The organism is Burkholderia sp. BCC0419, from assembly GCF_902830285.1.
In the GTDB taxonomy this organism is placed as follows: Bacteria; Pseudomonadota; Gammaproteobacteria; order Burkholderiales; family Burkholderiaceae; genus Burkholderia.
Map to the genome: position 1 here is coordinate 33,323 of NZ_CADESR010000009.1, position 22,209 is coordinate 55,531.

Annotated in this window: 23 protein-coding genes and 1 tRNA gene; 10 read left to right on the forward strand and 14 right to left on the reverse strand. The window is 67.8% G+C overall.

The genetic code is table 11. The features are described 5' to 3' along the window. Positions 1-2 precede the first annotated feature (2 nt). On the forward strand, positions 3-1,169 hold the full coding sequence (locus HWW87_RS29690) for an ABC transporter permease (RefSeq protein ID WP_175823296.1): 1,167 nt from the start codon (positions 3-5) through the stop codon (positions 1,167-1,169). A gap of 19 nt (positions 1,170-1,188) precedes the next feature. On the opposite strand, the gene HWW87_RS29695 is transcribed toward HWW87_RS29690, so the two are convergent. From HWW87_RS29695 to HWW87_RS29705, 3 genes are all read right to left on the reverse strand, one after another. Further along, the gene (locus tag HWW87_RS29695; protein WP_175823297.1) at positions 1,189-2,520 is read right to left on the reverse strand and encodes a carotenoid oxygenase family protein; all 1,332 of its coding nucleotides are present in this window, start codon (positions 2,518-2,520) and stop codon (positions 1,189-1,191) included. Between the two features lie 15 nt (positions 2,521-2,535). Continuing rightward, complete coding sequence (locus HWW87_RS29700) at positions 2,536-3,168, reverse strand: DUF2239 family protein (protein WP_175823298.1); 633 nt, start codon at positions 3,166-3,168, stop codon at positions 2,536-2,538. Positions 3,169-3,301: 133 nt separating this feature from the next. Next, the gene (locus HWW87_RS29705; RefSeq protein ID WP_175823299.1) at positions 3,302-4,033 is read right to left on the reverse strand and encodes a glutathione S-transferase; all 732 of its coding nucleotides are present in this window, start codon (positions 4,031-4,033) and stop codon (positions 3,302-3,304) included. Between the two features lie 39 nt (positions 4,034-4,072). Here HWW87_RS29705 and HWW87_RS29710 point away from each other — a divergent pair, with 39 nt between their 5' ends. The 4 genes from HWW87_RS29710 to HWW87_RS29725 all read left to right on the forward strand — a co-directional run bounded on the left by HWW87_RS29710 (position 4,073) and on the right by HWW87_RS29725 (position 8,504). Beyond that, on the forward strand, positions 4,073-5,047 hold the full coding sequence (locus tag HWW87_RS29710; RefSeq protein ID WP_175823300.1) for a LysR family transcriptional regulator: 975 nt from the start codon (positions 4,073-4,075) through the stop codon (positions 5,045-5,047). 215 nt (positions 5,048-5,262) lie between these two features. Then, a complete protein-coding gene (locus HWW87_RS29715) occupies positions 5,263-6,603 on the forward strand; it encodes an MFS transporter (protein WP_174432426.1) in 1,341 nt (446 codons plus the stop codon). Positions 6,604-6,665: 62 nt separating this feature from the next. Further along, complete coding sequence (locus HWW87_RS29720; RefSeq protein ID WP_175823301.1) at positions 6,666-8,057, forward strand: enolase C-terminal domain-like protein; 1,392 nt, start codon at positions 6,666-6,668, stop codon at positions 8,055-8,057. A gap of 135 nt (positions 8,058-8,192) precedes the next feature. After that, positions 8,193-8,504, forward strand: a complete 312-nt coding sequence (locus HWW87_RS29725; protein ID WP_175823302.1) for a hypothetical protein — start codon at positions 8,193-8,195, stop codon at positions 8,502-8,504. Positions 8,505-8,573: 69 nt separating this feature from the next. Here HWW87_RS29725 and HWW87_RS29730 read toward each other — a convergent pair. The 5 genes from HWW87_RS29730 to HWW87_RS29750 all read right to left on the reverse strand — a co-directional run bounded on the left by HWW87_RS29730 (position 8,574) and on the right by HWW87_RS29750 (position 11,031). Beyond that, positions 8,574-8,649 (reverse strand) — tRNA-Ala (locus tag HWW87_RS29730). Positions 8,650-8,714: 65 nt separating this feature from the next. After that, the gene (locus tag HWW87_RS29735) at positions 8,715-9,077 is read right to left on the reverse strand and encodes a c-type cytochrome (RefSeq protein ID WP_175823303.1); all 363 of its coding nucleotides are present in this window, start codon (positions 9,075-9,077) and stop codon (positions 8,715-8,717) included. Next, positions 9,074-9,874, reverse strand: a complete 801-nt coding sequence (locus tag HWW87_RS29740) for a BON domain-containing protein (protein WP_175823304.1) — start codon at positions 9,872-9,874, stop codon at positions 9,074-9,076. Before HWW87_RS29740 ends, HWW87_RS29735 begins: the two co-directional genes overlap by 4 nt. Before the next feature lie 17 nt (positions 9,875-9,891). Then, complete coding sequence (locus tag HWW87_RS29745; RefSeq protein WP_175823305.1) at positions 9,892-10,476, reverse strand: SIS domain-containing protein; 585 nt, start codon at positions 10,474-10,476, stop codon at positions 9,892-9,894. A 126-nt stretch (positions 10,477-10,602) separates the two neighbouring features. After that, positions 10,603-11,031 carry a YraN family protein gene (locus tag HWW87_RS29750; RefSeq protein ID WP_175823444.1) on the reverse strand — a complete coding sequence of 143 codons (429 nt, stop codon included), beginning with the start codon at positions 11,029-11,031 and terminating at the stop codon, positions 10,603-10,605. Positions 11,032-11,077: 46 nt separating this feature from the next. On the opposite strand from HWW87_RS29750, the gene rsmI reads away from it, so the two are divergent. Continuing rightward, positions 11,078-11,965 carry a 16S rRNA (cytidine(1402)-2'-O)-methyltransferase gene (rsmI, locus tag HWW87_RS29755; RefSeq protein ID WP_175823306.1) on the forward strand — a complete coding sequence of 296 codons (888 nt, stop codon included), beginning with the start codon at positions 11,078-11,080 and terminating at the stop codon, positions 11,963-11,965. A gap of 78 nt (positions 11,966-12,043) precedes the next feature. On the opposite strand, the gene HWW87_RS29760 is transcribed toward rsmI, so the two are convergent. Further along, positions 12,044-12,655 carry a septal ring lytic transglycosylase RlpA family protein gene (locus tag HWW87_RS29760; protein WP_175823307.1) on the reverse strand — a complete coding sequence of 204 codons (612 nt, stop codon included), beginning with the start codon at positions 12,653-12,655 and terminating at the stop codon, positions 12,044-12,046. A 655-nt stretch (positions 12,656-13,310) separates the two neighbouring features. Between HWW87_RS29760 and HWW87_RS29765 the strand changes: the two genes are divergently transcribed. From HWW87_RS29765 to HWW87_RS29775, 3 genes are all read left to right on the forward strand, one after another. After that, entirely contained in the window at positions 13,311-13,955 is a 645-nt protein-coding gene (locus HWW87_RS29765) for an MBL fold metallo-hydrolase (RefSeq protein ID WP_012327719.1), read from the forward strand. Then, positions 13,952-14,611 (forward strand): exonuclease, encoded by a 660-nt coding sequence (locus HWW87_RS29770; RefSeq protein ID WP_175823308.1) that lies wholly within the window; start codon positions 13,952-13,954, stop codon positions 14,609-14,611. The genes HWW87_RS29765 and HWW87_RS29770 overlap by 4 nt, the downstream gene beginning before the upstream one ends. Positions 14,612-14,690: 79 nt before the next feature. After that, positions 14,691-15,161, forward strand: a complete 471-nt coding sequence (locus HWW87_RS29775; RefSeq protein WP_006477376.1) for an Lrp/AsnC family transcriptional regulator — start codon at positions 14,691-14,693, stop codon at positions 15,159-15,161. A 39-nt stretch (positions 15,162-15,200) separates the two neighbouring features. Here HWW87_RS29775 and HWW87_RS29780 read toward each other — a convergent pair whose 3' ends face one another. From HWW87_RS29780 to HWW87_RS29790, 3 genes are all read right to left on the reverse strand, one after another. Further along, entirely contained in the window at positions 15,201-16,358 is a 1,158-nt protein-coding gene (locus tag HWW87_RS29780; protein ID WP_174432416.1) for a cation diffusion facilitator family transporter, read from the reverse strand. A gap of 243 nt (positions 16,359-16,601) precedes the next feature. Continuing rightward, on the reverse strand, positions 16,602-16,895 hold the full coding sequence (locus tag HWW87_RS29785) for an H-NS histone family protein (RefSeq protein WP_006491875.1): 294 nt from the start codon (positions 16,893-16,895) through the stop codon (positions 16,602-16,604). 361 nt (positions 16,896-17,256) lie between these two features. Next, positions 17,257-17,916 (reverse strand): pyridoxamine 5'-phosphate oxidase family protein, encoded by a 660-nt coding sequence (locus tag HWW87_RS29790; protein ID WP_175823309.1) that lies wholly within the window; start codon positions 17,914-17,916, stop codon positions 17,257-17,259. A gap of 244 nt (positions 17,917-18,160) precedes the next feature. Between HWW87_RS29790 and HWW87_RS29795 the strand changes: the two genes are divergently transcribed. Then, complete coding sequence (locus HWW87_RS29795) at positions 18,161-19,378, forward strand: MFS transporter (RefSeq protein ID WP_175823310.1); 1,218 nt, start codon at positions 18,161-18,163, stop codon at positions 19,376-19,378. An 88-nt stretch (positions 19,379-19,466) separates the two neighbouring features. Here HWW87_RS29795 and HWW87_RS29800 read toward each other — a convergent pair whose 3' ends face one another. Then, complete coding sequence (locus tag HWW87_RS29800) at positions 19,467-20,609, reverse strand: branched-chain amino acid ABC transporter substrate-binding protein (protein ID WP_175823311.1); 1,143 nt, start codon at positions 20,607-20,609, stop codon at positions 19,467-19,469. A gap of 438 nt (positions 20,610-21,047) precedes the next feature. Further along, the gene (locus HWW87_RS29805) at positions 21,048-22,127 is read right to left on the reverse strand and encodes a nitronate monooxygenase (protein WP_175823312.1); all 1,080 of its coding nucleotides are present in this window, start codon (positions 22,125-22,127) and stop codon (positions 21,048-21,050) included. Positions 22,128-22,209: the final 82 nt, after the last annotated feature.

The window sequence follows — 22,209 nt, forward strand, 5'->3', positions numbered from 1 at the left end:
GCATGGCGATCCCGCTCACCTACATCGCGCGCAACCTGTGGACCCGGCGGCTCACCACCGCGCTCACCGCGGGCGGGATGGCGCTCGTGATCTTCGTGTTCGCGACGGTGCAGATGCTCGACGCGGGGCTCACGAAAACGCTCGTGTCGACCGGCGAACCGGACAACGCGGTGGTGATCCGCAAGGGCGCCGAGACCGAGATCCAGAGTTCGATCGACCATCAGCAGGCCAACGCGCTCGAGATGCACCCGGCCGTCGCGCTCGGCCCCGACGGCCGGCCGCTCGTGTCGAAGGAAGCCGTCGTGCTGATCTCGCTCGTGAAGACGTCGACCGGCAAGCCGTCGAACGTCGTGATCCGCGGCGTGTCGCCGGCCGGCCTCGCGCTGCGGCCGCACGTGACGCTCGTGGCCGGCCGCCCGTTCGCGCCCGGTTCGTCGGAGATCGTCGTCGGCAGCGCGATCGCGAAAGGCTTCAGCGGCACGCAGCTCGGCGACCGCCTGCATTTCGCGCAGCGCGACTGGACCATCGTCGGCATCTTCGACGCAGGCGGCAGCGGCTTCGATTCGGAGATCTGGGGCGACGTCGACCAGCTGATGCAGTCGTTCCGGCGCACCAGCTATTCGTCGATGGTGCTGCGCATCCCGAGCGCCGACGGCTTCGCGCGCTTCAAGGCCGACATCGACGTCGACCCGCGGCTGACCGACGAGGCGAAGCGCGAGCAGACCTTCTACGGCGACCAGTCGAAGGCGTTGTCGACGTTCATCAACATCCTCGGCATCACGCTGTCGACGATCTTCTCGATCGCCGCGATGATCGGCGCGATGATCACGATGTATGCATCGGTCGCGAACCGCGTGGCCGAGATCGGCACGCTGCGCGCGCTCGGCTTCAAGCGCACCAGCGTGCTCGCCGCGTTCCTGCTGGAGGCGCTGCTGCTCGGCTTCGTTGGCGGTGTGATGGGGCTCGCGTGTGCGTCGCTGATGCAGTTCGCGTCGTTCTCGACGACCAACTTCCAGACCTTCTCGGACCTGTCGTTCCGCTTCGTGCTGACGCCCGCGATCGTCGTGAAGACGCTCGCGTTCTCGCTCGTGATGGGGCTCGTCGGCGGGTTCCTGCCGGCGATGCGCGCCGCGCGGCTGAAGATCGTCGACGCGCTGCGCGCGCAGTGATGCGCGCCGCCGCTCGCGTTCAACGTTCGCGCGGCACCCACGCGCCGTGGAACCCGGCCGGCACGCGGCGCGGCAGATGCACGGTCGCGACCGGCCCCGCGTCGATCGCGCGCGCATCGAGGATCACAACGTCGCTCGTATCCGTCGCCGCGCGGTAGACCACCACCAGCAGCCAGCCGTCGTCCTCGTCGGTGCCGCCCGGGCGCGGCACGAACACCGGTTCGCCGTTCTGGTCGCCGGCCGGTACCGCGTAGCGCGTCGTCGTGCCGCGCGCGTGGTCGAAGCGCATCACGCCGCGCATTTCCACGTTGTTCGGCTGCTCGACCGCATACAGATAGCGGTAGGAGCGCCCAGTCCGGCTTTCGTTGATGCGCGGCAGCTCGATGCCGCCGTCGGCGAGCGGCCCTTCGTCGATCAGCCCGTTCGCCGTATCGATCACGTAGCGCCACAGCTCGCCGACCGGGTTGTCGGCGAAGCGGCCCGTGCGCGCGTCGAGCCGCAGGAACGACGGATAGCGTACCGCGTCGAGCACGATGCACGACGCGTCGCAGTCGTACGCGTTCACGACGTGCTGGATGAAGCACGGCTCGACGTCGAACCAGCGTACGTCGCCGCCGTGGCGCGGCAGCACGCCGATGCGCGCGGGCCGGTCGTCGTGCCAGCGCAGCGGCATCCGGTGGCCCTGCTTCAGCAGCGAGAAATCGTAGCCGACGTTCAGGTCGAGCAGCAGGCTGCGGGTTTCGGTGATCGCGAGGTCGTGCATCATCGACGGCGCGTTCAGCTCGATCTCGAGATCGACGCGCGGCACGCCCTGCGCATCCACGACGCCGTAGCGCAGCCACGGTGCGCGCCAGTCCGCGCGGAACATGATCAGCTCGCCGGTCACCGGGTCGACCTTCGGATGCGCGGTCATCCCGCCGTCGAAGCCCGCGTGCCGCGCCGGCATGCCGAGCGAATCGAGCGCGGCGGTAATCGCGAGCGGCGCGCCGCCCTCAGCCAGCGCGAGCAGTTCGCCCGCATGCTGCAACACGTTCACGTTCGGATTGGTGTCGGGCAGATGCGGCGCCTGCCCGGGCGCGTGGACGGCGGCCCAACGCTGCGTGCGCGCCCAGCGGTTCCGGTAGCCGGCCGCGCGGCCGTCGTCGAACGCGATCGCATGCAGCATCGCGGCCTCCGGCCACCACGACAGCACGTCGTTGCCTTCGAAGCGGCCGCCCGGCGGGTTCGGGCCGTTGCGCAGCAACGTGCCGTCGAGTTCGCGCGGAATGGCGCCCGTCACGCGCAGCTCGACGATGTCGACTTCGTCGGCGACCGGCGCGATCGCGCCGCGGTTCAAGTCGAATACGGTCATCGCGTCGGCGCTCCGTCAGCAGTCGTCGGCGGACGGCGGCAGATCGCCGCGCGCCAATGCGAGCGCATGGTCGCGCACGTCGTCCGGCCAGCCGGCAACCAGCTCGGCCAGCCGCGCAGGATCGTTTGCATACAGCGCCCGCGCGGCTTCCTCGAAACCGGGCAGGTCGCCCGCCATCGCCGACATGAAGTGGTAGGCACGCGCCTGCGCGTCGCGCTGCCGGTCGGCCGCCGCATGCGTGCGCCGCGCGTCCTCGACGAGCTTGCGCAGCGCGACCGACGCGCCGCCCGGCTGCGCGCCGAGCCATTCCCAGTGACGCGGCAGCAGCGTGACCTCGCGCGACACCACGCCGAGCTTCGGCCGGCCACGGCCGCGCTGTTCGCCTGCGCCTGCGCCTGCCGGCTCGCCGGCGCCGCCGGATGCGTCGCCCGACGGCACCGCATAGCGCGCGCGGATGTCGTCCGCCGTGCCGCGCAGGTCGAGGTCGATCGAGCGGCCCGTCGCGTCGTCGAAGATCAGGGTCGAACCGGGCATCGCGTCGCCGGCCGCCTGCCGAACCGCGAGCGCGACCGTCGCGAGCGGGCCTGAGGCGAGCCGCTGGTGGCCGTCGAAGGCCGTGTATGAAGGGAGGAACGTGGAAGAGGTCATCGTGGTCGCCCGCAGGCAAGAATCAGAATGACGTTATTTTTATCCGGGTATTAATTGGATGTCAATATTATCCGGGTAAAAAAACCATCGTCATCATCGAATTCCATCCTGCGGGGGCGACCGCGGTGGCCGATCAGATCGCCCGCGCCGGCGCCACGATGCCGCGCGCGCTGGCCAGCGCGTCGTCGAGCGATACATGCCCTTCGAACGCCGACGACGCCGGCGGCGGCAGGTTCTCCTCGATCGCATGCGCGAACTGCACGCCGGCATCGTCGGCGAGCCGCTCGCGCAGTGCGGCGACGAGCGGGAACGCGTCGCGCTCGAACACCGCGTGATAGTCGGCCCAGCGCGCGATCCCGGCGAAGTACGCGTCGGCCAGCGTGCGCCGCGCGCCGAGCAGCCACGGGCCTTCGCCGCGCTCGAGCAGCGCTTCGAGTTGCCGGTGCGCCTTCAGCACCTTGCCGCGGCCGTACGCCTGCAGCGCCGCTTTCTCGGCGCCTTCGGTGTCGTGTTCGTACACGTACCAGAGCGCGCCGAACGCGCTGAAGAACGTCGTGTTCAGCCACGCCAGCATCCGGTTCATCCGGTCGAAATCCGCGCTGCCCTGGCGAAACGCGAGGCCGCTGTCGAGCGCCTGCGCGCCGATATGGCCGAGGATCGCGATGCTTTCGGTCAGCACGTCGCCGTTCGCGGTGACGAACGCCGGCGTCTCGGCGACGGGGTTCAGCGCAAGGAACGCATCGCTCGTCACGAGGCCCGGCATCGTGATGCGCGACAGCCGGTACGGGCGGCTGGTCCATTCGAGCGCGACGATCGAGCCGAACGAGCAGCCGGCGGGAATACCGTAGAGAAGGATCGGGGACATCGGGAATTCCGCAGAAGTTGAACGAGCAGTCATGCTCCCATGGCGAACGATGGCGCAGTAGCCACTAAAATTGAAACCCGTCGTTTCTCCGTGTGGACGCTGGAAATGAATCTGAACGACCTCTACCTGTTCGTGCAGGCCGTCGATGCAGGCAGCATGTCGGCGGCCGCGCGCCGGCTCGACCTGCCGAAATCGACGGTCAGCAAGCGCGTGGCCGAGCTCGAGCGCACGCTCGGCGCGCGGCTCGTGCATCGCACGTCGCGCAGCTTCCGGCTCACGCCGGTCGGCGCCGAATTCTTCGAGCATGCGCGCGCCGCCGTGATCGAGGCCGACAGCGCGCGCGACGCGGTGCTGCGGCAGGCCGCCGAGCCGGCCGGCGTCGTGCGCATCACGAGCTCGGTGCCGGTCGCGCAGCACATCCTCGCGCCGTGCCTGCCGGCGCTGGCGATCGCGCACCCGAAGCTGCTGCTGCAGATTCATGCGAGCGACCGCCTCGTCGACATCGCGCAGGAAGGCTTCGACATCGCGGTGCGCAGCCATTTCGCGCCGCTGCCCGATTCCGCGCTCGTGCAACGGCCGCTCGCGGCGTCGCCGATCGTCGTCGTCGCGGCGCCAGCCTATCTCGCGCGAGCCGGCATGCCCGACACGCCGGCCGATCTCGCGCAGCACGACGGGCTCCACCCGGGCCCGCAGCCGTGGCGGCTGCAGCGCGGCGGCGACGCCGTCGACGTGACGCCGCGCCTGCGGCTGCAGGCCGACGAATCGACGCTGCTGCTGCAGGCAGCGACGGCCGGCCTCGGCCTCGCGTGCCTGCCCGACTGGATCGCCGGCACCGCGCTCGCGTCCGGCGCACTCGTGCGGGTGCTGCCCGGCTGGTGCGCCGGCACCGTCACGACGACGCTGCTGATGCCGCACCGGCGCGGCCAGTTGCCCGGCGTGCGCGCCGCCGTCGAGTTTCTCGCGCAGCATGTGGCGCGCCATCACGGCAGCGGCGCGGACGACGCGCACGCATGACCGCGCACCTCATTCGATCGATTCAAATGCTGAATCGATCAAGTCAGCAATTGGCATGAAAGCGCAAATTTCGACATGACAGAATGGCCCGGACGCTCCGCCTGCATCGGCGTCCGGTGCCCGGCCTTCCGCTGGCGGCACGCATCCACGAAAACGCGCGCACCCGACGCGCCTGCCGCACGACGGCACCTTCCGCCCTTCGGAGGAGACAAGTCATGAATCCGCTTCACGCGCTGCCGGTGTCCGCATCGGCAACGGCCCGGCGTACCCGCGTGCGCTGGCTGGTGCTGGCCGTCCTGTTCGCGGTCACGACGATCAACTACGCGGATCGCGCGGCGATCGCGATCGCGGGCCCGGCGCTGGCCCGCTCGATGCACCTGAGCCATGTGCAGATGGGCTTCATCTTCTCGGCATTCGGCTGGTCGTACGTGATCGCGCAACTGCCGGGCGGCTGGCTGCTCGACCGCTACGGATCGCGCATCGTCTATGCGTTCAGTATCTTCTTCTGGTCGCTGTTCACGCTGCTGCAGGGCGGCATCGGCTTCTTCGGCGGCGCGGCCGCGTTCGCGCTGCTGTTCGGGCTGCGCTTCCTGGTCGGCGCGGCCGAGGCGCCGTCGTTCCCGGCCAACAGCCGGATCGTGTCCGCGTGGTTCCCGGCGCCTGAGCGCGGCACCGCGTCGGCGATCTTCAACGCCGCGCAGTACGCGGCGACCGTCGTGTTCGCGCCGCTGATGGGCTGGCTCGTGCACGCGTTCGGCTGGCAGTCGGTGTTCGCGGTGATGGGCGTGCTCGGCTTCGCGTTCGTGCTGGTGTGGAACCGCACGATGTACGACCCGAACGCGCACCCGAACATCAACCGCGCGGAGCTCGACTACCTCGCCGAAGGCGGTGCGCTCGTCAACATCGACCAGGCGACGGGCGCGCGCGACGGCGGCCCGTCGATGCGCCACGTGAAAGCGCTGCTCAGGAACCGGATGCTGGTCGGCGTGTACGTCGCGCAGTACTGCATCAACGCGCTCACCTACTTCTTCATCACGTGGTTCCCCGTCTATCTCGTACAGGCGCGCGGGATGTCGATCCTCAACGCGGGGCTCGTCGCGTCGATCCCCGCCGTGTGCGGCTTCCTCGGCGGGATTCTCGGCGGCGTCGTGTCCGATGCGCTGCTCAAGCAGGGCCGGTCGCTGTCGGTCGCGCGCAAGGTGCCGATCGTGATCGGCATGCTGCTGTCGATGTCGATGATCGTTTGCAACTACACCGATTCGCACGTGCTCGTCGTGGTGTTCATGGCGCTGTCGTTCTTCGGCAAGGGGCTCGGCGCGCTCGGCTGGGCCGTCAACGCGGACACCGCGCCGCGCCAGATCGCCGGCCTGAGCGGCGCGCTGCTCAACACGTGCGGCAATCTTTCCAGCATCACGACGCCGATCGCGATCGGCTATATCGTCGACCGCAGCGGCTCGTTCAACGGCGCGCTCGTCTATGTCGTCGCGCATGCGCTCGTCGCCGTGATCTGCTACCTGTTCGTCGTCGGCGAGATCCGCCGCGTCGAGCTTCAATGAACGGCGCGGGCCGCGCCGGCGCGTCCGGCGGCCCGCACGCCACCGGAACCAGGAGCGAACCGATGTCCGAACCCAGCCGTGCCGGCACCCCGCGCGTCACACGCATGCAGGTGATTCCCGTCGCCGGCCGCGACAGCATGCTGCTCAACCTGTGCGGCGCGCACGCGCCGTACTTCACGCGCAACCTGGTGATCCTCGACGACAGCAGCGGGCATACGGGCGTCGGCGAAGTGCCGGGCGGCGAAGGCATCCGCCACGCGCTCGAGCGCATGACGGATCTCGTGGTCGGCCAGTCGATCGGACGCTACCAGGCAACGCTCAACGCGGTGCGCGAGGCGCTGTCCGGCGCCGGCGGCGGGCGCACGATCCGCCACGAAGTGACGTCGGCCGGCGAGGCGGCGGTGCTGCGCCAGCCGCACGAGATCAACCTGCGGCTCGACAACGTGATCACCGCGATCGAAGCCGCGCTGCTCGATCTGCTCGGCCAGCACCTCGACGTGCCGGTCGCGGCGCTGCTCGGCGAAGGCCAGCAGCGCGACGCGGTGCCGATGCTCGCGTATTTGTTCTACATCGGCGACCGGCGCCGCACCGATCTGCCGTATCGCGACGAAGCGCATGCGTCGGACGCATGGTTCCGGCTGCGCAACGAAGCGGCGCTCACGCCGGCCGCGATCGCGCGGCAGGCCGAAGCCGCGGTCGAGCGCTACGGTTTCGCCGATTTCAAGCTGAAGGGCGGCGTGATGACCGGCGCGGACGAGATGGAAGCGATCGCGGCGATCAACGCGCGCTTTCCCGACGCGCGCACGACGCTCGACCCGAACGGCGCGTGGTCGCTCGACGAGGCCGTCGCGCTGTGCCGCGGGCAAGGCCACCTACTCGCCTATGCGGAAGATCCGTGCGGGCCGGAAGGCGGCTATTCGGGCCGCGAGGTGATGGCCGAATTCCGCCGCGCGACGGGGATTCCGACCGCGACCAACATGATCGCGACCGACTGGCGGCAGATGGATCATGCGGTGCGGCTGCAGGCGGTCGACATCCCGCTCGCCGACCCGCATTTCTGGACGATGCAGGGCTCGGTGCGGCTCGCGCAGCTGTGCCGCGACTGGGGACTCACGTGGGGTTCGCACTCGAACAACCACTTCGACGTGTCGCTCGCGATGTTCACGCATGCGGCCGCGGCCGCGCCCGGCACGATCACCGCGATCGACACGCACTGGATCTGGCAGGAAGGCGACGCGCGGCTTACGCGCGAACCGCTTGCGATCGTCGGCGGCAAGGTCGCCGTGCCGGAACGGCCGGGGCTCGGCATCGAGCTGGACATGGAGCAGGTCGAGGCCGCGAATGCGCTGTACAACGAGGTGGGCGGCACCGCGCGCGACGACGCGGTGGCGATGCGATATCTGGTGCCGGGGTGGACGTATGATCCGAAGCGGCCGAGTTTAGGGCGGGTTTAGGGCGGGGGTGACGGGACGGCGGGCGGGTGGCGGTTGCCAAACGCGGAAAACGGTCGCATCCTGCCGGCTGCCTGAATCGGCCCGCACGGCGGGCGGTCGGGCGTCCTCATCCATCCGCAAAAGAACGCTCTCGCCATGACGTCATCCGATCCGACACCGCGGCAGATCATCGTCTTCGTGCTGTATTCGGTGCTGTGTCTGCCCGCGAGCATGACCGTCGCTGGTTTTGTCGCAACCCGGATCACGCAGAACGTATCGAATTTCGAAGGTGGTGCGGGCTATGCGGCGCTGTGGTGGATCTTCATTCTGACCTGCGCGTTCTATGGGCTGTCGATCGCCCTCTGCGCGCTGCTGCGGAAGAGGACCGCGGTGCTCGCGGTCATTACGGTGGGGTTCGCGGTGCTGTCGGTGCCGACGTTCAGATTGATCCACGAGTTGGCAACCTAGCTCGTCGGCCACTGGATCCGCAGAAAAACAAAAAGGCCCGATCTTGCGATCGGGCCTTTCGAATTCCGTTGGTGGAGCGGAGGAGGATCGAACTCCCGACCTTCGCATTGCGAACGCGACGCTCTCCCAGCTGAGCTACCGCCCCAACAGTCAATCATCATACACACGCATTTCCGCGCTTGGCAATAGGGGTTACGTCACCCCGATGCGTTACTTTGACGGCGCGCCGGCCAGCACCCATTCGACCACCGAACGCACGTCGGCGTCGCTCATGCGCGGATGCGCCGGCATCGGAATCGCGCCCCAGACACCCGAGCCGCCGTCCTTCACCTTCTTCGACAGCTTCGCGACGGCCTGCGGATCGGCCTTGTAGCGCGCGGCGATATCCTTGAACGACGGGCCGACGAGCTTGCGGTCGACCGCGTGGCAACCCATGCACGCGTTGCTGCGCGCCACCTTCAGGCCGTCGCCGACGTCCGCATGCGCGGCGCCCAGCGTGCCGGCCACGAGCGCCGCAGCCGCGGCGCCCTGCACCATCCATCGTTTCATCTGCTTTATCTGCCTGCCCGTCATTGCGCCTTCGCCTTCGGATTGCCCGGATGCACGTTCGACGAATTCGAGATCGGCGCGGGCGGCTGCAGCGGCGCGGACTGCACCGATGCGTCAGGCACCGCGCCGACCGTCGCGCTGTCCGCCGGTGCGGCAGCCGCCTGCGCGCCGGATGCGCCGCTCGCGGGCGACGCATCCTGCAGCGCCTGCGCGTCCTGCGGCTTCACGTACTGGAACACCTTCACGACCTTCTCGACGCCCGGCACCTGGCTCGCGGCTTCCGCACCGCGATTGCCTTCGTCCACCGTCACGAGGCCCATCAGGTAAAGATTGCCGCGTTCGCTGACGACCTTGTAGTAGTTCGCCGAGATGCCCTTCGTCGCGATCAGCTCCGACTTCACGCGCCCTTCGAGGTACGAGTCGTTCGCGCGCGACGACAGCGACGACGCCGGCTCGACCGACAACTCGTTGACGATGCCGTTCACGTTGTTGATGCCGCGCACGATTTCCTCGGCGCGCTGCTTCGACGCATCGTTCGGCACTTCGCCCGTCAGCAGCACGCGACGGTTGAACACCGTCACGTTCACGTGCGACTGGTCCGGCAACCCGTTGTTGATCTGCGTGAGCGACTTGACCTGGATCTCGCGATCCTCCGTCTGCGCGCCGAGCGTACGGCGATCGGTCGCGATCAGCGCGCCGCCGCCGGCCGCTGCGCCCACGACCCCGAGCACACAACCCTGCAGCGACACGGCGAGGCCCGCCGTCAGCGCGGCGAGCAGCGTGGTTCTGACAAGCGTCTGTTTGACGCGACTTTGATTCATCGACGGCTCTCCTTCGTTCAATCCTCACCCAGCAGCATCGCGTCGATGCCGTCGCACAGGCAGTGGATGGTCAGCAGATGGACTTCGTGGATGCGCGCCGCGCGAACGGCGGGCACGCTGATCGGAATATCGGTGTCGGACAGCGCGGCCGCGACCGTGTGGTCGTTGCCGCCCGTCAAGGCGACGACGGTCATCTCGCGGTCGTGCGCCTCGTCGATCGCCGCGAGCACGCGCGGCGATGCGCCGCCCGCGTCGAGCACCAGCAGGATGTCGCCCGTCTGGCCCAGCACGCGCACCTGCTGCGCGAACAGTTGCTCGACGGCGGCCGCGCCCGCGAGGCCGGCCTGCGACGCGTCGGTGGCCAGCGCGATCGCGGGCAGGCCCGGACGTTCGCGCTCGAAACCGCCGACGAGCGACGCGGCGAGGTACTGCGCGGCGGCGGCCGACGGGCCGTCACCGCACGCGACGATCTTGTTGCCGTTCGCCAGTGCGGCGAACATCGCATCGACCGCGGCTGCGATCGGCAGCGACAGCGCGTCGGCCGCTTCGGCATGAAGCGCGGCGCTGTCGCGGAATTGTTGCTGAATACGTTCGACTGACATCGATTCCTGGTGAACTGGGCGCGCGGCACAACTCGCGCGACATCGTGGGTGCGGCGAGTTTACCGTACTCCGGCGCCCTCTCCGGGGGGCCGGCAAGAACTCTTTACATCTCGTCACAGCTCGCGGCTACGCATCGTCGGTACGAAATGCGTCGCGCAGCCACGCAAGCCGTCCGGCCTCGAACGCGACGACGTCGAAACGGCACGCGGCGCCGGCGCCGTGCCGCGACCAGAACTGCAACGCAGCCGCGACCAGACGCCGCCGTTTGCGCCAGCCGACGCTCGCGGCCGCGCCGCCATGCCGGGTACTGCGCCGCGCGCGCACTTCGACGAACACGAGCATGCCGTCGGGCTCGCGCATCACGAGATCGAGCTCGCCGCCGCGCATCGTCACGTTCGCGGCGACGAACCCGAGACCATGACGCTCGAGAAACTGTCGCGCGCGCTGCTCGAACGCCGCGCCGACCGGTTTGGATCGCGCCGCGCCGGAAACGTTGTCGCCCGAATGCGGCCGACCGCGCGCGTCATCCGGCCCGGCCGGCGCCGCGTGGCACAATGCCGTCCTTGTTCCGCTCGTGCCGCGATTGCGTGCATTGCCTGCCATGACTGCCCTCCTCGAACTCGCGCATACGCAGCACTACCCGGACGCCGCGCTCTACGTGGTCGCCACGCCGATCGGCAATACGGCCGACATCACGCTGCGCGCGCTGCACGTGCTCGGCCTCGTCGACCGCATCGCGGCCGAAGACACCCGCAACACGGGCCAGCTGCTCGCCCGCTACGGGATCTCGAAACCGCTCGTCGCCGTGCACGAGCACAACGAACGCGAAGCCGCGCAGCGCATGATCGAACTGCTGCGTGGCGGCGAACGCGTGGCCTACGTGTCGGACGCCGGCACGCCCGGCATCTCGGACCCCGGCGCGCGGCTCGTCGACGCCGTGCGTGCCGCCGGCTTCACGGTGGTTCCGCTGCCGGGCCCGAGCGCGGCCGTGACCGCACTGAGCGTGGCCGGCGACTGGGCCGGCGCGTTCACGTTCGCGGGCTTCCTGCCGCCGAAGGCAAAACAACGCGCGACCGCGCTGCAGGCGCTGGCGTCGCACCCGTACGCGCTGGTGTTCTATGAAGCGCCGCACCGGATCGCCGAAACCGTCGCCGCGCTCGCCGACGCGTTCGGCCCCGCGCGCCGGCTGCTGATCGCGCGCGAGCTCACCAAGCTACACGAGCAGTTGTTCCAGGGCACCCTGGCCGAAGGACAGAGCTGGCTCGCCGGCGATGCGAACCGGCAGCGCGGCGAGTTCGTGCTGGTCGTCGAAGGCGCGCCGGCAGCCAGCGGCGACGCCGACGACACCGCGCACGACGCGCTGCTCAGGCTGCTGCTGGAAGAGGTGCCGGTGAAGAGCGCGGCCAAGCTCGCGGCCGCGCTGACGGGCGCATCGCGCAACACGCTGTATGCGCGTGCGCTCGTGCTGAAGGAAGGCAAGGAAGGCTGACGCGCGACGCCGGCGCGCAGAAACGACAAAGGGCTGCCGGGAGGCAGCCCTTTGTGCATGAGCGGACGATCCGCCGCGTTACCTCGTCGAGATCGACGCGAGCATTTCGTCGCGTGCCTCGCGCGCTTCCTGCGGCGACAGCCCTTCGATCTTCACGCGGCCCGTGCCGGCGTGCACGAGGCCGATCACCTTGGCAGCCGCGTACGACAGGTCGAGCACGCGGCCGCGCTTGAACGGCCCGCGATCGTTGACCTTCACGACGACCCACTTGCCGGTCGACGCGTTCGTCACCTTGATGTACGACGACAGCGGCAGCGTCCGGTGCGCGGCGGTGAGCGCGTTCATGTTGAAACGCTCGCCGTTCGCGGTGCGGCGGCCGTGGAAATCCCGCCCGTACCACGATGCGCGGCCGGACTGGCGGAAGTCGGACACGTCCTTGCCGTCGATCGGCTCAGCCTCCGCCAGCGACGACTTCTTCGCGTCCTTGGTGTCGGCAGCCGGCATCGATGCCAGCGCGGAATCGAAATTCAGTTGCTGCTTGTCGTTGTCCGCCTTCGCGGCAGCGGCCGTCTTGTCGACCGCGTTCTTCTGGTTCGCGCTGCCGGTGGTCTGGCTGGGTGGCACCGCGCAGCCCGTCAACGCAAAAAATAATGCAATGGTCCCGAATCGGCTCGGAAAACGTAAATTCATCGACGTGTCGCCTTGTGGTTCGGGCTGCATCGATACAACGCTGCTTCACAACGCAGAGATGCGGCCCGGACGGCAAATGCGTGCACGCCCCGCTCGAATGCGAGCAGGCGGCTAGCATGGGCGCGGCGTTCGTCTAGGCCGCAACCGTCCTGATTAGCTTTCACGTCTGGCGCAACCTGTCCCCAACAGCCTGACCAGACCCCACATGCCGCCATCGAACATGGCTTCACGTTCGCGCGCGTCGATACGACCAACGCACAGGAACGGCGGCACAGGCCTCATCCGGCGGCGCGGCAGCAGGGCCGCAGGCGGGCGCGCAGCGCCCGGCCGGACAAGACGTGAGCACCGAATGTTCGGTGCTGGATACACCGCCGGACTCCCCGGCGGGCGATGCTTGACGGTGAATCGGACGCCTCGTTTAACGGGGCCGAAACACCAGCGAATTGCGTGAAATTCACGCGCAATGGTCCGCATTATACATAAATCAAAACCTTGTCTCGAAAAGCGCCCCCGGCGGACCATTGATTCTCGCTATGGCTGTAACAATCGGCATGCTCCGGGAATGCCCTCGTCCGCGCGCCGCGGCATGCATCGCACGCACGGCAGGCGGCGCGCGCGACCGGTACAATCGGTCCTTTTAGCCGCCGGTGCCTCCATGAAAGTCACGCTCATTCCGGTCACGCCGTTCCAGCAGAACTGCTCGCTGCTCGTCTGCGAGAAGACGGGCCGCGCCGCCGTCGTCGACCCGGGCGGCGATCTCGACCGGATCGAACAGGAAGTCGCGCGACAGAACGTGCAGGTCGAGAAGGTGCTGCTCACGCACGGGCACATCGACCACTGCGCGGGCGCGAAGACGCTCGCGACGCGCTACGGCGTGCCGATCGAGGGGCCGCAGGAAGAAGAACGCTTCTGGATCGAGAAGCTGCCGATGCAGAGCGAACGCTTCGGCTTTCCGGCCGCCGACGTCTTCGAGCCCGACCAGTGGCTGAACGACGGCGACACCGTGCAGTTCGGCGACGAGACGCTCGAGGTCTATCACTGCCCGGGCCATACGCCCGGCCACGTCGTGTTCTTCAGCCGCGCGCATCGCGTCGCGATCGTCGGCGACGTGCTGTTCGCCGGCTCGATCGGCCGGACCGATTTCCCGCGCGGCAATCACGAGGATCTCGTGCGTTCGATCAAGGAAAAGCTGTGGCCGCTCGGCGACGACGTCACGTTCGTGCCCGGCCACGGCCCGGTGTCGACGTTCGGCGACGAGCGCCGCACGAACCCGTTCGTGTCCGACAAGGTATTCGGATGAACCAGACCGCCATCCCGGAAATTTACGTCAGCACCGACGTCGAAGCCGACGGCCCGATTCCCGGCCCGCACTCGATGCTGAGCTTCGCGTCGGCCGCCTATACCGAGGACAAGCAGCTGATCGCGACGTTCTCGGCGAACCTCGAGACCCTGCCCGGCGCGCACGCGCACCCGGTGCAGGAAGCCTGGTGGAAGACCGAACCCGACGCCTGGGCCGCCTGCCGGCGCGACCTGCAGGCGCCCGAGGCGGCGCTGGTCGCCTACGTCGAATGGGTCGAGGCGCTGCCCGGCAAGCCGGTGTTCGTCGCGATGCCGGCCGGCTTCGATTTCACATTCATGTTCTGGTACATGATGCGTTTCGCGGGGCGCTGCCCGTTCTCGTGGTCGGCGCTCGACATCAAGACGCTCGCGTTCGCGATGACGGGCCTGCCGTACCGCAAGGCGATCAAGCCGCGCTTTCCGAAGCACTGGTTCGACGACCATCCGCACACGCACGTCGCGCTCGACGACGCGATCGAGCAAGGCGCGCTGTTCTGCAACATGCTCGCCGACCTGCGCCGTCAGCAGGCCGCGCTCGCGGGCCTCGCCGTGTCGGATACCGATCGGTCGGAAAGTGCGGGGGCGGGACAAAATCCCACGGATCCGCGAGCAAATTAGCGAATCTCGCTCAACAGCGCGTCGCCAGATTGCCTTTCCTTCCCCGGCCCTCTAACATTCAGCGTGTTGTAGCTGCCGCATGGAGGCGCAGGTGACGCTCGATTCCTTTTCGCAAAAAATCCTTCGCCTGTTGCAGCTCGACGCGCGCCGTTCCGTTCAGGAAATCTCCGACCAGGTCGGGCTGTCGAGCACGCCGTGCTGGCGCCGCATCAAGGACATGGAACAGTCGGGCGTGATCCAGCGCTACACGGCGCTGCTCGATCGCGAGAAGCTCGGCCTGCACGTCTGCGCGCTCGCGCACGTGCACCTGACGCGCCACAACGAAGGCGGCGTCGAGCAGTTCGAGCGCGAGATCGCGACCTGCCCGGAAGTCACCGAGTGCTACAGCACGACCGGCGAAGCCGATTACATCCTCAAGATCGTCGCGCCGGACATCAAGGCCTACGACGTGTTCCTGCACGAACGCATCTTCAAGATCCCGGCCGTGTCGCAGGTGCGCACGAGCGTCGTGCTGCGCGAAATCAAGTTCGACACGCAACTGCCGCTGTAACGCGCAGGCCGGCCCGTGCGGCCGCCGGTTGCCTGCCGGTCACTTCTGCACGGGCAACGTGCGCGTGAAGCCGATCCGGCGCGCGCCGAACTCGCGCTTCAGCGTCTCGACATCGAGCCGGCCGGCCAGCGCCGCATCGGTGTCGCGCGGGTCGCTATCGAGCGTCACGTCGACCTCGAGTCCCGTACTCAGGTAATGCAGGTTGATCGCCGCCGCGCGCAGCCCGCGCTGCGCGAGCGCGGCCTCGAGCCGGGCCGCGAGCTCGCCGCGCGGCGGCAGCGCGAGCGCCGGACGGCGCGCCGCGTCGTTCTCCGGGTCGACATGGATCAGCGCATCGAGCACGCGCGGGTCGGACAGCACGCGCGCGCGCGCGGTCTCGGCGATGTAATGCCCTTCGGAGACGGAAATCTTCGGATCGACGAGGATGTGCGCATCGACGAGCGCGGCATCGCCCATCTTGCGCGTGCGCAGGTCGTGCACGTCGCGCACGCCGGGCGTCGCGGCGAGCAGCGCGCGGATCTCGGCCGTATCGGCCGTATCGAGCGCGCGGTCGGAGAGGTCCTGCAACGCGTCATAGCCGAACGTCCAGCCCATACGCGCGACCATGAAGCCGACGATCGCCGCCGCGATCGGGTCGAGCAGCCGCACACCGGCCAGGCTGCCGACGATGCCGATCGCGACGACGAGCGACGACGCGGCATCCGAACGCGCATGCCACGCGTTGGCGACGAGCATCGCCGAGCGCACGCGCCGCGCTTCGCGCAGCATGTAGCGAAACAGCGCTTCCTTCGATACGAGCACCGTCAGCGCAACAATCAGCGCGGAAAAATGCACGGCCGGAATGTTTTCGAGATTAACGAGGCGGTCGCCGGCACGCCAGAGCATGCCGATACCGACCGCAATCAGGATCGCACCGAGAAACAGCGACGCGACCGTCTCGTAGCGGCTATGGCCGTAATTGTGGTCGGCATCCGGCGATGCACCGCTATGCCGATTCGCAACCAGCACGACAAAATCCGAGATCAAGTCGGAAATCGAATGCACACCGTCAGCAATCAATGCCTGCGAATGCGCAATCACGCCGACGACGATCTGAAATGTCGCAAGCACGACATTCAGGACAATACTGACGAGCGTGCTCCTGCGCGCAACTGCGTGCTTATCTGCGCTCTGCGCGTCGCCGGAAAACGTGGACATGAAATATGAGATATCTGTGTGCGGTACGCAATTCTATCAAAGGCGCCCCGCAAGCTCTTCCAATACCCACAAATTTCTCATTTAAATCAATCGCTTATACGAACGTGTCGCATTTTCATTCACACAGCATGCTTACACTTTTGTGACAGCGCCGAGGGGCCCGCCGGCGTCCGGAAAACAAAAAAGCCGCGCTCCTCGACGGACACGCGGCTCTTTTGAAGAGCGGGCAACCTGAACGAACGTTTAAATCGCAAACTGTTCGCGGTTCTTGCCGGCGATCCAGCGCGGCGGCTTGCCACGACCCGACCACGTCGCGCCCGTTTCCGGATCGCGGTATTTTGCCGCCACGCCCGCGCGCGGACGACCGACCTTGCCGGCCTTCGCGCGGCTGAGACCGAGTTCGGCGAGCGAAAAGCCGTAGTCGGCAATTTTCTGCTTCACGTCATTCAGCACTTCAGCGTATTCACGCGACTTCGCTTCTTCGATTTGCTTCTCCAGCTTCTCCCGCTGGGCCAGCAGGTCCTTGTAAGAAGACATAGTTTCCCTTTCTATCTATCTGACCAATGGCGCCGATCTGTAGCCAGCTCACCATTCATGAAATATATGTGCCTCGGATTTTCGAAGGCAGAGATTAGCACAAAAAAGATTTGATAGAAGCGAGATTCATGAAAATCCCGAGATCAATTGTAATTCGCACATGTCATTTTGACCGGCCGCGGCCTTTTCTCAAATTTTTACGCTCCTCCATAGAGATTAGGACATTAGCGATTGGCTATTAGGTCTATCAACATACGCAATTACCCTGCATTCAAAAAAATCAAAGCTTTCATCGGACGACAGTTTTGCGAAAAACCACATGACGCGGTTTGCTAAACGGACAAATCACTGACCCGCGACGTCACGTCACATCCTGTGCGCAGGCGATCAGCCGCTCGCGCAGCGCGCCGGTATCGGCCGACGGCGCCTCGAACGGCGTGCGCACGCGGCGCCCGTCGCATCGCCAGTCGGCGCCATGGCGATCGACGCCGAGCAGGTCGAGCCCGTCGCGGCGTGCGGCGCCCGCCTCGTAGGCACGCCACAGCGCCTGTTCGTCGTCGAACCCGAGCGGCGGCAGCGCATCGAGATGCGTGCCGTCGACCCAGCCCATCCGCCCGAACCCGCCGATATAGCGCAGCCGCTCGATCTCGAGCGCCCAGAACGCGAAATCGCCGAGCGCGAGATAGCGCGCGGCGTCCGGTTCGTAGCGCAGGTAACGCGCGGTGACGTGCGGATCATCGCCGAGCGGCACGAACCGGCCCAGCAGCGTCGCGCGCTCGGCGTTCAGGACATCGCCGCCGCTTGCATCGACGACGAGGAAACCCGCACGCGAATCGGCGGCGAGATTGCGCGTGTGCTCGGCCAGGCCGCTCACCAGGATCACGGGCTGATGGCTTGCATCGGGTGCAAACGGCACGACCGTCGGATACGGGAAGCCCTGCGGTTCGCGCGCATGGGTGGCGAGCGTGCCGAGCGCGCAGCGGTGCAGCAGATGCAGGGCGAAGGCGGGATCGATGTTCAAGGCAGACTCCTGCGGTCGAAAGGCGGCGCGTCGGGCATGGCTTCGATGTTACCCGCGCTCGCCGCACGCTGCGCCTCGGCCGAACGGCCGATGCAGCACCGGGCCGCCGCCTCCGCGGGATGGCCCGATCGCCCGCGCATCGACCGAACGGCCAGCGCCCGGCAGGAACGTAAGCGGTTCGATAGAATCGGACAAATCCGACGGGCGCCGTGTGCGCCCGTGCATTTTCCTGACGAGCCTGCCCGTGTCCGAATCCTCCTCCCCCGAATCGTCGTCCCCGTTCGCCGCGGCGCCCGACGCGCATCGCGTGCTGCCGCTGCCGGCCCGCCAGCGTGCGCGCACGGCGTCGATGGCGCTGTTCTTCGTCGCCGGCATGATGTACGCGTCGTGGGGCGTGCACGTGCCGACCGTGCGCGACAAGTTCGCGCTGAGCCCCGGGCTGCTGTCGATCGCGCTGTTCGCGGTCGCCGGCGGGTCGATCGCCGCGATGCTGACCATCGCGCGCTGGATCACGCGCGTCGGCTCGCGCACCGCGTGCCTCGCCGGCGGGCTCGTGATGTCCGCGTGCGCGGCGCTGATCCTCGTCGTGCCCGACTACTGGATGTTGCTCGCGGTGCTCGCGCTGTTCGGCTTCTCGATGGCGACGCTCGACGTCGCGATGAATGCCGAGGCCAGCGCGGTCGAAATCGCGCTCGGCAAGCCGATCATGTCGTCGCTGCACGGGATGTTCAGCATCGGCGGGATGGCCGGCGCGGCGGCCGGCGGCGCGCTGCTGTCGGCCGGCATGGCGCCCGTCGCGCATCTCGCGCTCGCGGCGGCGGTGAGCGCCGCGGTGCTCGTGGCCGCGAGCCCGGCCGTGCTGCCGCACGTGCCGCATCACGAACACGCGCACGGCGGCGGCAACCGCTGGCGCTCGCCCGCGTTGTGGATGCTCGGCGGCATCGCGCTGATCGCGCTGATCGCCGAAGGCGCGATGTACGACTGGGCGACGGTCTACATGCGCGACGTCGTCGCGGCGAGCCCGGCGCTCGCGAGTGCCGCGTACGCGGCGTTCTCGGGCGGGATGGCCCTCGCGCGCTTCGCGGGCGACGCCGTGCGCGCCCGCTTCGGCGCGCCGCAGCTCGTGTTCGCGAGCGCGTCGCTCGCGTGCGCGGGGATGATCGGCGCGCTGCTGCTGCCGAATCCGGTCGCGGTGCTGACCGGCTTCACGCTGATGGGCCTCGGGCTGGCCAACATGATGCCCGTGCTGTTCGCAGCCGCCGCGCGCGTGAAAGGCATCCACGCGGCCGAAGGGCTCGCGCACGTGGCCGGGCTCGCGTATTTCGGACTGCTGTTCGGTCCGGTCGTGATCGGCGCAGTCACGCAGGCCGCGAACCTGACGATCGGCCTGTCGGTCGTCGCGCTGTGTGCGGCGCTCGTCGCGCTCGTCGCGCCGAAGGTGCTCGCGCACCTGAAGCTCTGACGGCGCGGCGGCGCACGCCGGCCCAAAAAGAAAACGCGCATGCGTTGCCGCATGCGCGCTTTCACCCCTTCTGTCGGCCGCTTGCGCGTTACATCTTCACTTCGTCGAGCAGCGACTTCTTGCCGCTCTTGTAGTTGTACAGCGAGATCACGCCGTGCTGCAGGTCGCCCTTCGAGTCGAAGGTCGTCGTGCCGATCACGCCGGTGTACTTCGTCGCCGGCATCGCTGCGAGGATCTTCGCCGGGTCCGTCGAGTTCGCGCGCTTCATCGCGTCGGCGATGATGTACACGGCGTCATACGTGAACGGCGCGTAGATCTGGATCGGCTGGCCGAAGCGCTTCTCGTACTTCGCCTTGAACGCGCCGCCGCCCGGCATCTTCTCGAGCGAAGCACCGGCTTCCGAGCACACGATGTTGTCGGTCGCGTCGCCGGCCAGGTCGGCCAGCTTTTCCGTGCACACGCCGTCGCCCGCGAAGATCTTCGCGCGCAGGCCGAGCTGCTTCGCCTGTTTCGCGAACGGGCCGCCGGTGGCGTCCATGCCGCCGTACATGATCGCGTCCGGGTTCTCGCCCTTGATCTTCGTCAGAATCGCGCGGAAGTCGACTGCCTTGTCGTTCGTCGCGTCATGCGACACCACCTTCAGGCCGAGCGCCTTCGCCTTCTTCTCGAACTCGTTCGCGAGACCCTGGCCGTATGCGGTCGAATCGTCGACCACCGCCACGCTCTTGATGCCCTTCGAGTGCGCGTAGTTCGCCAGTGCCGGGCCCTGCTGCGCATCGGTCGCCACCACGCGGTACGTGGTCTTGAAGCCTTGCTGCGTGTACGCCGGGTTGGTCGCCGACGGTGAGATCTGCACGATGCCCGCATCGCTGTAGATCTTCGAGGCCGGGATCGACGTGCCCGAGTTCAGGTGGCCGACCACCGCGACGACCTTGTCGTCGACGAGCTTCTGCGCAACCTGCGTCGCCTGCCGCGGGTCGGCGGCGTCATCCTGCGGGTCGAGTTGCAGCGTGATCTTCTGGCCGCCGATCGTGAGACCCTTCGCGTTGATCTCCTCGACTGCGAGACGCGCGCCGTTTTCGTTGTCCTTGCCCAGGTGTGCAATGCCGCCCGTCAACGGCGCGACGTGGCCGATCTTGACGACTTGATCGGCGGACGCGTTGCTTGCAGCTGCAGCGCACAGCATCGCCGCTGCGGTGATCGGCAACAGCTTTTGCATCTTGATATTCATGTAAGTCTCCAGTTCGGTCCCAAAAAACGCCATCGCCCGGTGCCCCGCTGCCATCCCCGTGTTTGCAATCACTGGACGATTCGCCGGTTGCATCGTTCATGCACTTGGCCTCAAGCACGTGAAAACCGCCGCTTTTAGCAGCCGCCCGCCCGTACTAGCGCGCAAGTGTAGGTGATCAAATTAATTTGTGGGACTTTTTTAGGATAGTGGTAACACTACCGATATGCACGCTTTGGAAGGATGACTCGAATAGCGCTGCAAGCCCCGACGAATAAGGGTTTCCGCTAATTCCCGGCACACTTTCGAAAGGTCGTTTCAAAGCAATCCCGAAGGCATTTCGATTCGGTATTTTGTGCCCGGGATCATTGAATGAAACGCGCGTGACACCACGCGCGTTTCGCCGTCCGATATCAACGGTTCTGGCGGATGAAGCAGCGTTCAGGCGGCCGATGCACGCCATTCCGCATCGAGCGCGGCGACCAGCTGCGACGTCGTCAGCGCATCGCCGCGCCGCCGCGCGAGCGGCGCGCCCTGGCCGGCCCACAGCGACAGGTAGTCGCCGTCGTTCGCGCGAGCCGCGGCCTGGCGCAGCGGCTGGGTCAGCGCGTTCTGCACCGGATACGGTGCGGCGTCGGCCACGTGCTCGCCGAGCCGCGCCATCAGCGTGTTGCGCAGCCCGCGTGCATGACGGCCGGTGATCGCGCGCGTGACCTGCGTCGACGTATCGGCGCTCGCGAGCAGGCGCGCCTTCCAGTCCGGCGCGATCGCGCTTTCCGCGCACGTGAGGAACGCGGTGCCGAGTTGCGCGCCCTGCGCGCCGAGCGCGAGCGCGGCCGCGATGCCGCGGCCGTCCATGATGCCGCCCGCGGCGAGCACGGGCAGGCCCGTCGCATCGACGAGCTGCGGGACCAGCGCGAACGTGCCGATCAGCGCATCGTCGGCGGAACCGATGAAGGTGCCGCGATGGCCGCCCGCCTCGGCGCCCTGCGCGGACAGCGCGTCGGCGCCGGCCGCCTGCCATGCGAGCCCTTCGGCCACGTGCGTCGCGGTGCCGATCACATAAGTGCCGGCGGCTTTCAGGCGGGCGACATCGGCCGCGTCGAGCACGCCGAACGTGAAGCTCGCGACCGGCACGCGCAGCGCGACGAGCGCATCGAGCTGCGCACGGAAATCGGGCGCGTAGCGCGCAGGCGCCGTGCCCGGCGGCAAGCCGAGCGTTGCGTTCAGCGGGTCGATCGCCGCGAGGGCGCGCGCGACGGTCGCCGCATCGGGCGCGACGTCGGGCAGCACGAACAGATTGATCGCGAACGGGCGATCGGTCGCCGCGCGGATCGCGGCGACTTCGGCCTCGATACGCTCCGGCGCGAGTGCACCGGCGCCGAAGCTGCCGAGCGCACCGGCATTCGAGGCGGCCGCGACCATCGCGGTCGTGGTCGCGCCGACCATCGGCGCCTGCACGAGCGGCAGGCGCAGGCCGAAGCGTTCGGAAAAGGGTGTGGAAAACGAGCGGGCAGACATGGCGAATCCTTCGATGACGATGCGCGAAAGCGCTTTGTAAAGGCCGACACATCGACTCTATCGAAGCCGCGCGGCGCCGAAA